Source organism: Nitrosomonas ureae, from assembly GCF_900206265.1.
GTDB lineage: Bacteria > Pseudomonadota > Gammaproteobacteria > Burkholderiales > Nitrosomonadaceae > Nitrosomonas > Nitrosomonas ureae_C.
Window position 1 is genome coordinate 282419 of the sequence record NZ_LT907782.1, and the last position, 15093, is coordinate 297511.

Genomic DNA, 15093 nt, shown 5'->3' on the forward strand with positions numbered 1-15093 from the left:
TTTTAGTAATTGCTGCGATGGTTCCTCTGTGATTTAAACATTATCATGCAGAATCAGAAATATACTATTATTCAATAATTGATAAATTTACCGATCTGTCATAATGGATAGTTATCGCGAAACACCCAAAAACCGTTTTGTCTTGCTCGGGGCAAGCAATCTTACCTTATCGTTACGCTTAACTATTCATTTAATGCAACAGCGGTTTGGTGGACCCAGCGAGATTCTAACGGCGCTTGGACATGGGCGTGCGTATGGGACATATACACAGATGCTGTGGCGCGGATTGCCGGGCATAACAAATTGTGATTTATGGCGGCAGCTGGATTCGGTTGAAATTCGTCCAACATATGCATTATTGACCGATATCGGCAATGATATTTTGTATGAATTGTCACCGCTACAGATTTTGCGGACGCTGGAATGGTGTATTAATCAATTGCAGAATCACTCGGCACAGATTGTGGTGACCAATCTACCGATGACTTCGATTAAAAGCTTATCTGAGCGACGGTATATTTTTTTTCGTAATATTTTTTATCCGTCCTGTCAATTATCTCGAGATGAAACGATTAGTCGCGCTGAAGTAGTGCATCGCGGCTTAGTAGATATGGCGGCGCAACGGCATTTTAACCTGTATGAACAAGAACCGCATTGGTTTGGCCTGGATGGAATTCATGTGAATTATTGGCAGCGAAAAGCATATTATCAAGATATTTTGCGTCAATTTTACGATCTTGATCTTGATAGGCAACAGGATGCGAGGGAGGGCAAACAGGAATTTTTGCTAACTTGGCAGCGGCGACCTGAATTCGCATATAAAACAGTATTGGGACGTATTTTTCACTGCCAGCAGCCCAGCGGGCAACTGGCAGACGGATCGCTCGTTTGCAAGAGTTAAGCTCAATTAGTCATGGTTGGGATACATAATCACTGTAAAGCGAACAGCATGAACATCATCTTCGCTGCGATAACTATCCAGATCAAAAGGGTAGGCGTCATTTGCATCGAGTTTTTGGGCTAAAGTATCGCTATCCAAATTGTCATACCAATGCCAATCAGCGACATCAATGCGTTCTGCGACGACTGTAAAGTAGCGTATGTCGCCTTCGGAAAAACTGCGCACACGTATTGGAGTAAGATTGTTGTCGCGTAAGTAAACTTCAAGCTCTGCAGCGCTTACGCGAGCAAGAACAAAGGACGGCCCCGGACGCTCCTCAACAATTGCCGCATATTGAGGGATACCATCAACAACATACACCGTGAAATCAGAAATGCGGTGCTGGGCGCTGATTAACTGATTGAGTCCTGCTTCATTAAGGCCGGTATATACAGTTGTTTTAGGGCCGGAGCCTTTATGCAGAACCAGTGAAAAGCGTAGCTGGTCTTTTATTTCACTACCGGTTATTGATATCGGCCGCGCTCCAGTACGGGCAATGTTGTCATCAAGCTCTGTTACCGCGATATCTTGCAAATAGAGGCTTTCGATCGCTGATTCTTCCGCATAAGAAATTGATGCAAAGCGTCGTCTTTTGTCATTACCGTAGACAGAGAGGCGCATCAGATGCATGCCGGGCATCACGACATCGTGAATATGATCTGGATCAATATCGTGTGACCAGAACCAGCTTGCTGGGGGTTTTCTGGAAAATTTCATGAATTCGTTTCTTTCCGACCCATTTTTATCAATATTTTTTATCACTTCGAGAATTTCTTTTTTTGAGTTGATCTCCGCTGAACATCCGGTAGTGATTATCCCGATTAAAACAGAAATCATCCATTTCAGGAAAATTTCTTGTGATATTTTTTTCATGATGTTTTTTCCTTTTAGATAAGGATTCATGGACAATGACCCCATGCACTTTTCACGCCATTTTTATAATGCTCTTTAAGTTCTGCGTATTTGAATCATTTTGCTTTATACGGAATCAGCGAAGCATTCGGTTTTCTCAGAGATAAATATTGGTAAAAATTAAGCTCAGGATGTAATTGCGTAATTCATCAAGATTTATTTTCCCGTACAACATGTTGACACTATTCTTCCAAACTAGTGTTGAAGCTGGTGGCGCTGTTCTTCGGTTCTATTTTTATCGATTGGATTGTTTTTGTTTAATGATACTTTCATATCCGAATTGGTGATAGGTCATCCATAGAGTTTGAAAATAAACCCTGCAGAGTATCCGGTTCTATGTGGCTATGGCATGCTCATTAAGATTCATTTCATATTGAAATAGATTTACTATTTACATCACAAATGATTATCATTATCATTATCATTATCATTATCATTATAATCAATTAAACACCAAATTGTGACATAAAACATAATTATTCCAATAGAAATTCGGAATGGAGAAAATCTATTTAATCACGATAGTGATTGCCTGTTTTAAATCGTAACGAGATGGTTACAAACAGCGAGATCTATCTCTTGGCAACCCGTTATTACTCGATAAGAAAAGGTTTTGTGTACGTGGGAAAAGGACTAATAAAGGAAGGAAATATTTCCTGTGATGAGTTTCCAGTCGGCCTTGGGTATTCATTCTATGTGTCAAGCACATTGCTGACGAAGAAATTTTTGCTAGCGATCAAGGGCTATTGCCGCTATGTCCGGCGAATATCAATTTAGTTGTACTCAAACTTCGTTACAGGTACGGCAAACCCATATCAAAATCTTTTCCCCGAAATTGTGGTTGGCGTGAGTAATAAATTAGAGTGAGGCGTGGTTGCGATAGGGCAAGAAAATATTTTAAAAATAATTATCAATAAATCTAAATATTATGATGATGCCTGTAGAAAACTGGACTCAGGAATTGAGTACATTGTTCATTATTAATCGCGTGCAATTGCGTCGCGCCGCATACAAAATTTTGGGGGACTGGGATCTCTCGGATGATATCGTGCAAGATGCTTATATTAAAGTGACCGAAGTTTCGGCAATGCAGAATGTCAAGCAACCATTGGCCTACCTGTTTCAAGTTGTACGTAATTTAGCGATTGATCGTTATCGGCGCGGTATATTTGAAACAGAGTTGTTTAAGTCTGAGGAAGAAGGATTGTTCGTTCAGGCCTTGACCGGAATGCCGGAAACTAATGCAATCAACCGTCAGCACCTTACATTGATGGCACAGGCTTTAGCCAAACTTCCTGAGCGGACAAAGCGGGTTTTTATGCTTTATCGTTTAGATGGATATACCCATCGAATGATTGCGGATGAACTGAATATCTCAACTTCATTGGCCAATATCCTTATTCATGAGGCAACAGAACATTGCAAGGGTATTCTTTTAAAATAAGCTATAAATAGCACGCCAATGAATAATTAGTAATATCAACTAATTATATTAATAATATAGATTCTTCCCAATTTTTTTGCTGTTTTTTTGCATTCTGTACAAGTCGATTCGTCTAATATAAATAAGAAGCATTCTTATTCAAAAAATTAAAACTATTTATTTGTAAATTTGAGGTATCGATTATGACGAGTTGCTTTGATCGTGAAGATGGCGTGTTTCGCGTGCTGGTTAATCATGAAGAACAATATTCCATTTGGCCGGAATGGAAAGCTGTTCCGGGTGGCTGGAAAGATACTGGCGTATTAGGTGACAAAAAAACTTGTCTGGATCATATCGAAAAAGTCTGGACGGATATGCGTCCATTGAGTCTAAGATTATTCATGGACAATCAAAATTAGTACGTTGCATCAATGCAAGATTCATTAATACTATTTTGTTTGCCATGCGCCGGCGCAAGCGCATCGATGTATCTTCGCTGGCGGCGTTTATTGCCTTCCTGGGTAAAACTGGTACCGATTGAATTACCGGGTCGTGGTAACCGGATAGATGAGTTGCCCAAAGAGAGCTACAGCGATCTGACACACAGTCTGTGCGATGAACTGGCGCCTTCTTTACCTGAACAATATGTGCTTTTTGGTCACAGCATGGGCGCTTTGCTGGCTTATGGCATCGCTCAGGGTTTGTGTTCAAGAGGATTATTTCCACCCAAAGCGCTACTGGTATCGGGCTGTGCGGCACCGATCCGTCAAGACAGCCAGCGTTACAACAACATGCAGAGCGATGCCGCATTAATAGCAGATTTAGGCAAGCAGGGTGGTACGCCAGAAGAAGTGTTCAGAAATCAGGAGCTGCTGACAATGACGCTGGATTTGTTGAGAATGGATTACCGCGTTTGTGGCAGCTTTCAATATTTTCAATTACCGCCTTTACCTATTCCTATTCACAGCTTTGCCGGACGTTCCGATGAAATTAGCATTGTAAAGTTAAATGATTGGCAATTGGAGAGTACCCGGATATGTACATTGGATTGGTTCGATGGAGGGCATTTCTTTCTTCGTCAATCCGAAGACTGGTTCTTGTTTGTATTAAAAAAACGCTTGATAGAAAGTCGAGCAGAGGTGCAATGTGAAACGACTGCATCTGCCTGAAGTAGTGCCTGCCGCGACTGAGATTTGGTTGATCGAATTTGATTTTGATTCGAAGCAACTTATCGATGATTGGTCTTTGTTGAGCGTGGATGAGCAGATTCATTCGCAATGCTTTCGACAGCACGAAGACCGGGTGCGCGGCATTGTGGCACGCGCGACACTGCGTCGCCTACTGGCAAAATACTTGATGTTGCCCCCTTATAAAATACCGATTGAAAAAAACGAATTCGGCAAACCTCGTCTGCCGGCTTATTACGGCATAGAGTTTAATGTTTCGCATACAGGTGATTTTGCATTGATAGCATTATCCGCGAAGGGTGAGATCGGGGTTGATATCGAGTATTGTCATAGAGATGTCAATAATCTTTGGGTGCATGTGCTTTCTTCGGAGGAGCGTGCTCAAGGAATCTGGTCAAATAGAAATTTCATTGATCTCTGGGTAATTAAAGAATCCGTATTGAAAGCATTAGGATTCGGGATTTCCGAGCACCTGCCGGCTATTACCGTGCGGCCCAATGATGACGGAAGTTATCGTGTCATACATGACCAACGTGACTGGACGAAAATTAAGGCGTGGTCCATTGAAGCACCCGCACATTATGCAGCGGCGTTTGCGCTGACAAATCAACATAACTACCTAACAGATAATTGATTTCTATTGCCTTATTTCGCGACTCCACAGAGTTCCAATGAGAGCCGCATCACGGGAAATGATCGAGCATGAAGTATGGTGCTGAGCTATAAAAGATTTTTGGTGTAAATACATGCAAATTGATTGGGTATAAAAATGAATACAAGATTGATTCCATCCCGCTGTTATCCCGACAATTTCGTTACGCATCTGCAAACACTGGCGCGTGAACGATCGGTTGATACGGCGTTGATTGTTATTAGTGCGGAAAACGAGATACTCGTGGACAAGAAATTTGATTATGCATCACTTGACTTGCAGGTTAGAGCATTAGCTGCGGTAATGCAAAATCATTTTTCACCTGGTGAACGAGCACTGCTGCTACTGAACAATGATGAGCACTATGTGATTAGCTTTCTAGCATGCCTGTATACAGGAATCATTGCTGTACCCATTTTTCCTCCGGAGTCTCTGCGGGAAAGATATTTGGCAAGACTGCTCGCGATTGCCGATGATGCGCAGGCCGCTTGTATTCTTACCAGCAGTAAGATTCTTCCGCTGATTACCAGTGTGACAACAGCACAGTTTTCCGAAGCAACCATACTTACCGTTGATACGATAGATCAGGCTAACGCATCACGCTGGCAGACTTATATCCCGAAGATGGATGAGATTGCTTTCCTCCAATATACATCAGGATCGACTTCAACTCCCAAGGGTGTCATGGTGAGTCATCTTAATCTGATGATGAATGCCAAAGCGTTTGAGGAAGGAATGTCAATCAATGAAAATGACATATTTGTCAGTTGGTTACCGCTCTATCATGATATGGGGTTGATTGGCGGATTATTGCAGCCAATCCATCGCGGTATTCCGGCAATATTGATGACTCCCAATTTCTTTATCGAAAAACCCGTGCGCTGGTTAGAAGTTATTTCGCGTTATCGCGCAACGGTTAGTGGTGCTCCCAATTTTGCTTTCCAACTCTGTGTCGATCGTGTCAGAAGTTCGCAATTGCTGGATATCGATTTATCGACTTGGCGTGTTGCATTCTCAGGGGCGGAACCTGTGCGCAGAGAGACCATGCAAGCGTTTATTGAATGTTTCAGTCCGGTTGGTTTTTCAGCGGGTACGATTTATCCTTGTTATGGTTTGGCTGAAGCCACGCTATTTGTAACCGGAGGGGTGCGCGGAGAAGGAATGCAGACTCACGAGTTTTCTTCTGCAGCGCTTGCGCTGGGACGCGCAGAGTTGGCAACGGAAGGAATGCCGGTCGTAGCGTGTGGTTTTCCGGCATCCAATCATTCAATAAAAATCGTCGACCCGGAGAAACTGATTCCTTTATCTGATGGTAATGTCGGTGAAATATGGACAATGGGTCCAAGTCTGACATGTGGCTATTGGAAACGTCCTCAGGAAACTGCGCAAGCCTTCGTGCATATTGAAGGAGAGTGTTGGTTGCGGACTGGGGATCTTGGTTTTATCCACGCCCATCAGTTATACATTATGGGGCGATGTAAAGATCTCATCATTATTCGTGGGCAGAATATCTATCCACAGGATGTTGAGCTGACTATCGAGGAAGAAGTGGAAGCCGTTCGGAAAGGACGGGTTGCAGCATTTTCCGTGCAAACTGCTGAAGGAGAAGGAATCGGCGTCGCCGTTGAAGTTTCCCGCAACATGCAGAAACTGATTTCGGTCGAGGCACTGATTGAGGTGTTGAGTGAAGCAGTCAGCGCAAGCTGTAACGAACCTCTGTCTGTGGCGTTATTGTTAAACCCGGGCGCTTTGCCTAAAACTTCGAGCGGAAAATTGCAGCGTACTGCCTGCCGCCAGGGATGGCTTGAGCGTACGTTGGATGCGTATGCAATTTATGAATATGGTTATTTTATTCTTGATGAGAAGGGACAATTACCTCAAGCATTGACCGATGAAACAGAAATTGCGGTGGCAGCTGTTTGGGAATCGGTATTAAGCCGCACCGTATTGACACGCGAAGATCATTTTTTTGCAATTGGTGGCAATTCATTAACCGCCATTCAGGTTGCCGCACATATTTCAGAACACTGGTCTATTCAATTTACTCCGCGCAACTTGTTTCACAATCCGCGATTACATGAGTGTGCAGCGGAAATCAAAGGTTGTTTATCTTCAAGTTCATCGCAGTTCGCATTGGAGAATCGCATCTTACCCCTGCGGAACAAAGTTAATGCGCTGCCTTTATCTTTCGGGCAACAGCGATTATGGTTTCTTTGGCAACTTGATCCATCCAGCAATGCCTATAACATTCAACATGCATTACGATTGTCCGGTGCGCTGAATAAGTACGCATTTTATGCAAGTATTGATGATCTGATTGAGCGGCATGAATCATTACATACGATTTTCCGTGTTGCCGATGATGGTGCGGTGGAACAATTCATTCATCCGGAAATACCCAACGTGGTTACCGGTATCGATTTGCGCGATATTACGATAACAAAGCGCGAAGCAGAGGTTGCAAAGGAAGTACAGAGAATCATCTCGATTCCCTTCGATTTGACGCAAGGGCCATTGCTGCGCATCGCCTTAATCCAGGTGACCGAGAGCGAGAGCATTTTTGTAATCATCATGCATCACATCGTTTCGGATGGGGTGTCCGTGCAAATCTTGCTGAATGAACTCGCCGCATTTTATCAGGCGCATGTGCAGGGTAAATCAGCGTGTCTCGATAATTTACCCATACAATATGTGGATTATACGGTTTGGCAGCAGGCATGGTTGGAAGCGGGTGAGAAAGATAGGCAACTTGCTTACTGGCGTGATTACTTAGGTGACGAACATCCGATTCTACTGCTTCCTGCCAATCGCGTCAGACAACCAGTCACAAGTTATCAAGCCGGACGTTATAGTTTCGATCTGCCTCCCGATGGGTTGAATAAGTTACGGCAGTTGGCGTTGCGCCGTGGAGCAACCCTTTTTATAACGTTACTGACAGCTTTCCAAGCGTTGTTATTTCGATATACGGGGCAACAAGACATTCGCGTGGGTGTTCCGGTTGCTGGTCGTAATCGGATCGAAACAGCCCGCCTAATCGGATTTTTCGTTAACACTCAAGTGTTACAGAGTCAACTAGATGGCCGAATGTCGCTTGATGAACTCTTGAATCAAACACGGGAATCTGCGATTAATGCGCAAAGCTACCAGGATCTTCCTTTTGAACAATTGGTCGAGGCACTGCATCCTCAGCGTGATTTGCGCCATAGCCCGTTATTTCAGGTGACCTTCAATCACCTGTTGAAGGATTTTCGTATTTTTCAGGAATTTTCGGGACTTGCACCTAGCGATTATTCACTTCCCGAGCAGTCTGCACAACTCGAGTTGCGGCTGGAGACAATCGAATTACCGGATGGTAGCGTAAGTGCCAGTTTTATTTATGCCTCCGATCTTTTCAATTCGTCATGGATTAAGCGATTGGGACAGCATTATCTGCGCATCCTGGAGGCATTAGCAGATTGTCCGGGTGTGATGATCAGCGATATCGATTTGTTAAGTGAAGAAGATAAGCAACAACTTGAAACTTGGGGAAACCATTGGTCTGATATATCAGTTTTTCAGCCCATTCATCAACTAATCGAACATCAGGCAGAGAGTAATCCTAACAGAGTGGCTATAATCTCGGGTCACATCGAGTTGAGTTATGCGGAACTCAATTGCAGATCAAACCAACTGGCGCATCGACTGATCGACCTCGGTGTCAAGCCAGAAATGGGGGTCGGTATTGCAATTGAACGTAATTCTATTGAATTGATTATAGGTCTTTTGGCCATCTTGAAGGCGGGTGGCGGCTATGTTCCGCTTGACCCGGAATATCCAACAGAGCGATTGGATTATATGCTTGAAGATAGCGGTATTCAGCTTCTGCTGACACAAGCGCATATTAAATCAAGAATTCCTCATAAAGAAGGCATAGAAATACTGGCGCTTGATGCGCTTGATTTGAGCGCTGAGCTGAAAATCAATCCTGAGATTGCTTTGCATGACCAAAGTTTAGCCTATGTTATTTACACTTCAGGTTCAACCGGTCGACCTAAAGGAGTTCCGGTCGCGCATGGTTCTTTAGCCATGCATTTGAGCGCTATTAAAGAAATTTACGATGTTCGGCCAGACGATCGTGAATTGATGTTCTTCTCCATGAATTTTGATGCAGCTGCCGAGCAATGGATCACTCCCTTGACACAAGGTGCCGCGTTAGTACTTTCCTCAACCAGTGATTTGGCAGGCGATGGTTTTGTGGATCTGATCGAGAAACATCGCATTACTACGCTGCATCTTCCTCCAGCCTATCTGAGAATGCTGCTGCCGTTGATGAGCGGAAAAGCACACACGGTTCGTACTTGCATAGCAGGTGGGGAGGCGTGGTATGCCACCGATGTAATGGCGGTCCGGGATGCGTTTCGGAATGCCCGGCTAGTCAATGCATATGGTCCTACTGAAACCGTGATTACTCCCGCTGCATGGATTAGTCATGCAGATAAGGATGGCCGTATTTGTATAGAAAGTGAGTATGTTCCAATCGGCGTGCCGGTTGGTGCACGCAACCTATATGTTCTGGATGCGCAACTCAATCTTGTGCCGCCAGATGTGATAGGCGAGTTGTATGTGGGTGGAGAAGGATTGGCCCGTGGTTATCTGCGGCGACCGACTTTAACCAGTGAGCGCTTTATACCGGATCCGTTTGGTTCACCGGGTAGTCGTCTTTATAGAACAGGTGATTGGGTGCGCTGGCGCGACGAAGGGAAACTGGAATATCTGGGTCGCGTCGATCAACAAATCAAGATTCGTGGTTTCCGCGTAGAGTTGGGTGAAATCGAAGCGCAAATACTTGCCCAGACCGGCGTGCGCGAAGTGGCGGTGTTAGCGCATGAGGGTCATGGCGACTTGCGTTTAGTCGCTTATCTGGTGCCGCATAACGGCGTGCAGCTGAGTTCGACATTGCTAAAAACATCGCTAGCAGCGGCCCTTCCCGAATATATGATTCCCGGTTTGTTTGTTTTTCTGGAAGCTTTGCCGCTCAATCCCAACGGAAAAATAGACCGGAAAGCACTGCCTTTACCGGAGCAATATGACAAAACTGATTACGACCCGCCCGTCAACGCACTGGAAATGGTTATAGCCGAGATCTGGTCGGAAGTTCTGGAGATTCCTCAAGTCGGATTGCAAAACAATTTTTTTGATCTGGGAGGTCATTCGTTATTGTTGATCAAGGTTAAGCAAAAATTGGAAGAACGCTTAAATATTCACATAGCTATCGTAGATCTTTTCAAATATACCACTGTAGCAAGCTTGGCAAAATTTGTTAGTCAAGGAGATACCAGGAATGCATCTTTACAGCGTCATCGGGAGCGGGCGCAGCGGCAACGTAGCACTTTTATTCAACGAAAACAAAAAGCGGAGAGGATACAGTGATGCATAGTGCTGAAGAGTTGCAGGAAAACACAGAGCTTGATATTGCAATCATTGGGATGGCGTGCCGTTTTCCCGGTGCGGGCGATATCGAGTCTTTTTGGCATAATCTGCGTGAAGGGATTGAATCCATCAATTTTTTTACCGATGAGGAATTGCTTTCGCGCGGCGTATCTTCCGAGGTTATTAATGACCCTCTGTACATAAAGGCAGGCGCTCAGCTCAAGGATGTCGATCTCTTTGATGCTTCTTTTTTTGGCTATACCCCACGTGAAGCGGCAGAAACAGACCCTCAGCATCGGATTTTTCTTGAAGTGGCATGGCAAGCCTTGGAAGACGCAGGCTACGATGCATCAAGATACGTCAATCCGATTGGTGTATATGCGGGATGCGGCGTAAACACTTATCTGTTAATGAATCTAATGGCTGGCGGCAGTATGTCAGATATGCAGGATATTTCTGCATTACAAGGCCTAATGAATGGCAATAATAAGGATTCCATGACCACCACGGTTGCCTATAAGCTCAACTTGCGTGGACCGGGTATTACCGTTCAAACAGCGTGCTCTACTTCTCTTGCAGCAACACATGTGGCTTGCCGGGGTTTACTTAATCATGAAGCCGATATGGCCATTGCGGGCGGAGTATGGGTAAATTTGTTGCACGGCGAAGGGGGTTATCATTACCAACCGGGTGCTATCCTTTCACCGGACGGTCATTGCCGCGCTTTTGATGCTAAGGCTGCGGGGACAGTGATAGGAAGCGGCGTGGGTGTGGTGGTACTTAAGCGATTGACGGATGCTTTGGCTGATGGCGATACCATCCATGCGGTGATTAAAGGCTCCGCGATCAATAACGATGGTTCCGCTAAGGCGGGCTATACCGCTCCCAGTATCGAAGGGCAGGCGGAAGTCATACTGGCCGCTCAAGCCAATGCAGGTATTTCTGCGGACACCATCAGCTATGTTGAAGCGCATGGCACCGGCACAACGATCGGTGATCCGATCGAGATTGCCGCATTGACACAGGCTTTTCGGGAAAGCACCGACAAGCGGGGTTTCTGCGGTATCGGTTCAGTCAAGACGAATGTAGGTCATCTGGATGCAGCTGCAGGCGTCGCAGGTTTGATTAAAACAGCACTTGCCCTGAAATATCGGATTCTGCCCCCTAGCTTGAATTTCGAGCAACCCAATTCACAAATAGACTTTTCTTCGAGTCCGTTTTACGTCAACACTGAGAATAAGGCCTGGCCGGATGGTTCAACTCCGCGTCGCGCAGGCGTCAGTTCGTTTGGTATCGGCGGAACCAATGTACACATGGTGGTTGAAGAAGCACCAATGAGCAATCCATCGGGAGCTTCTCGCGACTGGCAAACGCTCATGGTTTCGGCTAGAAGTCCAAGCGCACTGGAGACGGCGATGACCCGCTTGCAAAGTCATCTTACTATTCATTCAGAACAAGCTTTAGCTGACGTTGCCTATACCCTTCAAGTCGGGAGAAAGGATTTTTCTTATCGAGCTATTGCATTATGCAGGAATCGTGAAGAGGCACTAAGCCTGATGCAGAACCGGAATGAAGATCTTTTCATGACACAGCAGGTGGCATTTGAGAATCGCCCGGTCACATTTCTTTTTCCAGGGCAGGGAGCTCAATATGTGGATATGGCTCGCGATCTCTATCGGAATGAGCCGGTTTTCCGCCAGGAACTGGATCGTTGTATTGATCTGCTTAAACCGTATCTGGATTTTGATCTATTCACAATATTGTTTCCTGATACCAATGAAGAAGATCGCGCTGTGGCGTCAGAGTGGCTTGAGCAAACTGAAGTTACACAACCTGCATTGTTTGTAATTGAATACGCTTTAGCAAAATTATGGATGTCATGGGGCATTCAACCCACATCGATGATAGGTCATAGTGTGGGTGAATACGTTGCAGCTTGCTTGGCCGATGTATTTTCCCTGGAAGACGCTGTGCAGTTAGTGGCGATGCGCGGACGCTTGCTTCAGCAAATGGACAAGGGCTCAATGCTGGCTGTCATGTTGTCCGAAGACAAACTTATGACAATGATCACTGAAGATTGCGATTTGGCAGCAGTCAATGGGCCGGAGCTTTGTGTTTTATCGGGTTCTATTGCGGCTATTGATGAGATTGAAAAGAATCTGATTCAGCAAGAGATCGTGTGTCGACGATTACATGTTTCGCATGCTTTTCATTCCAGCATGGTGGAGCCCATAATTCCGGTTTTTGGTAATCTGATGACCAATGTTAAGTTGCGTCGCCCCACGATTCCATTTTTCTCAAATTTAAGCGGGGGCTGGATTACCGCTCAAGAAGCTACAGATCCCGGTTATTGGGGACGGCATTTGCGTGGAACGGTGCGTTTTAATAATGGCCTGCAACAATTGTTGAGTAATCAGGCGCAAGTTTTTCTCGAAGTGGGTCCAGGAGAAACATTGATTACATTAGCTCAACGCCATCCATTAGCAAAGCCTGAGCAACTGATGGTTTCCTCGTTACCCCATCCGAATAAAAATCATGATACCCAGAAACACTTGTATCTCAGTTTGGGTAAGCTTTGGTTAAACGGACTATCCATTGATTGGGAGGGTTACTATGCTCATGAACGCCGCCGCCGTGTTTCACTACCGACCTATCCATTTGAACGCCAATCCTATTGGATTAAACCGGAAAAACAGGAAGGGCAAGCTTCGCATACCGCAAAAATGCATACACGCTCAATCAATGATTGGTTTTATGTACCTTCATGGCGGCGTGCTGAGAAACTTGAATTTGGAAGTCTTTTCCCTGAAGCAGCCGGGTATTGTTTGATTTTTAAGAATGAAAATACGCTTGGCGCTGCCTTGGTGGAGCAACTGCTGACTTATGGCGTTAAGGTTATCACGGTTTCTGCTGGCTCTGAATTCTGCCGCAAAAATGAGCATGCCTACATCATACGCCCTGATGATAAAAATGATTTTGATCGACTGCTTCAGGACATTCGTGATGAGAAAAGATCAATTCAGCACATTTTCTATTGTTGGAGTTTAAGCTCAAACGATGAAATTTTGACTCAGGCAGAAAGCTTGGCAAGATATTTTTACAGTCTGCTTTATCTTGTCAATGTATTAGAAAATAGCCAATCGAGTGTTCTTTCGGGTGAGCGAACGGAAATTACCATCGTGGCCAATCAGTTTTCAGATGTTACGGGTAACGAAACACTGAGTCCGGAGAAGGCGTTGTTAACAGGGCCATGTAAGGTCATTCCGCAAGAGCATTCTAATCTGAATTGCCGCCTGATTGATGTTGAATTGCCGGTGCCGGGCAGTGTTGCCGAATCACGGCTGGTTGAGCAGATACTCGTCGAATCACAAGCGGATAATGATAATTCAATGATCGCTTATCGAGGTCCGCACCGCTGGGTTCAGTTTTTTGAATCCATTCGCTATCCCACATCTGCAATCAACCGCTTTAGATCCGGCGGAGTTTATTTTATTACGGGTGGATTAGGTGGCATCGGTCTAACGCTAGCGGAATATTTAGCGCAAAAATTTCAGGCTAAATTGGTGTTATTGGGGCGTTCTCCGATTCCACCTCGCGAGAGTTGGTCAGAGGTTTTGTCTGCAGCCAGTAAAGACAGCGCTGTGTATCACAAAATAGAAAGCATCAGGAAACTTGAGGAACTGGGTGCTGAAGTGCTAGTGGTCAATGCGGATGTTGCGAATTTAATGGAGCTGAAAGCGGCTGTGATGCAGGCAAAGCATGACTTTGGTGTCATCAATGGTGTTATTCATACTGCCGGTGAAGTGAGTAATGGGTTAATGTCTTTAAAAACAGAAGAGACGATTGCGCGAGTACTGGGACCAAAGGTGCATGGGATGCAAGCGTTGCAAGCGATATTTAAGGGCGATTCGCTGGATTTCATGCTGTTATGTTCTTCACTGGCAACGATGGCGGGCGGCCTTAATAAAGTTGATTATTGTGCAGCCAACGCTTATTTGGATGCGGTTGCCCATTCTGCCTACCGTGAACATGCATATCCTGTCATATCGATTAACTGGGATAGTTGGCGTGACGTCGGCATGGCTGCAAATATGGAGATGCCTGACGGTATAGGAATTGCACCAAAGGAAGGTGCAGAGGTATTCGAGCGTATCGTGAATGGCCCGAATATTCCTCAGGTTATCGTTTCGACACTCGATTTGCAGACTCGATTGGGGCAGACTCAACAGGATCTCCTTGCTCAGCCTTTTGCCTTTACACCGCCTGTACATAAAGCGGGAAGATTTTCAAGGCCTGTACTACAGACCACTTTTAAATCACCCGAAAGTGAGTTGGAGATAAGTATCGCTGAAATTTGGCAGAGCTTGTTGGGAATAGAAGCTATTGGTGTTGATGATAATTTATTTGAGCTGGGCGGCGATTCGCTGCTGGGAATACAGTTGTTGTCAAGAGTAAGAGCAGGTTTTTCCGTGGATTTGCATCCGGCCGATTTTTTTAGATCACCCACCATTACTGCTTTGGCGGCACTGGTCGAAACTAAACTGCTTGATGAAATCGAATATTCTTAATA

Annotated in this window: 8 protein-coding genes; 7 read left to right on the forward strand and 1 reads right to left on the reverse strand. The window is 45.0% G+C overall.

Annotation, left to right across the window (positions count from 1 at the left end; all coding sequences use genetic code 11):
* Positions 1-103 precede the first annotated feature (103 nt).
* Entirely contained in the window at positions 104-901 is a 798-nt protein-coding gene (locus tag CPG39_RS01275) for a hypothetical protein (protein WP_096291677.1), read from the forward strand.
* Positions 902-907: 6 nt separating this feature from the next.
* On the opposite strand, the gene CPG39_RS01280 is transcribed toward CPG39_RS01275, so the two are convergent.
* Positions 908-1813: a hypothetical protein gene (locus CPG39_RS01280; RefSeq protein WP_145956195.1), complete on the reverse strand. Its 906-nt coding sequence runs from the start codon at positions 1811-1813 to the stop codon at positions 908-910.
* Between the two features lie 967 nt (positions 1814-2780).
* Here CPG39_RS01280 and CPG39_RS01285 point away from each other — a divergent pair.
* The 6 genes from CPG39_RS01285 to CPG39_RS01310 all read left to right on the forward strand — a co-directional run bounded on the left by CPG39_RS01285 (position 2781) and on the right by CPG39_RS01310 (position 15091).
* Positions 2781-3296: a sigma-70 family RNA polymerase sigma factor gene (locus CPG39_RS01285; RefSeq protein WP_096291679.1), complete on the forward strand. Its 516-nt coding sequence runs from the start codon at positions 2781-2783 to the stop codon at positions 3294-3296.
* Positions 3297-3478: 182 nt separating this feature from the next.
* A complete protein-coding gene (locus CPG39_RS01290; RefSeq protein WP_096291680.1) occupies positions 3479-3694 on the forward strand; it encodes an MbtH family protein in 216 nt (71 codons plus the stop codon).
* 12 nt (positions 3695-3706) lie between these two features.
* Positions 3707-4444: a thioesterase II family protein gene (locus CPG39_RS01295; RefSeq protein ID WP_096291681.1), complete on the forward strand. Its 738-nt coding sequence runs from the start codon at positions 3707-3709 to the stop codon at positions 4442-4444.
* Positions 4422-5096 (forward strand): 4'-phosphopantetheinyl transferase family protein, encoded by a 675-nt coding sequence (locus CPG39_RS01300; RefSeq protein WP_096291682.1) that lies wholly within the window; start codon positions 4422-4424, stop codon positions 5094-5096. Before CPG39_RS01295 ends, CPG39_RS01300 begins: the two co-directional genes overlap by 23 nt.
* A gap of 135 nt (positions 5097-5231) precedes the next feature.
* A complete protein-coding gene (locus CPG39_RS01305; RefSeq protein WP_096291683.1) occupies positions 5232-10523 on the forward strand; it encodes a non-ribosomal peptide synthetase in 5292 nt (1763 codons plus the stop codon).
* Complete coding sequence (locus CPG39_RS01310) at positions 10523-15091, forward strand: type I polyketide synthase (RefSeq protein WP_096291684.1); 4569 nt, start codon at positions 10523-10525, stop codon at positions 15089-15091. The genes CPG39_RS01305 and CPG39_RS01310 overlap by 1 nt, the downstream gene beginning before the upstream one ends.
* Positions 15092-15093 lie beyond the last annotated feature (2 nt).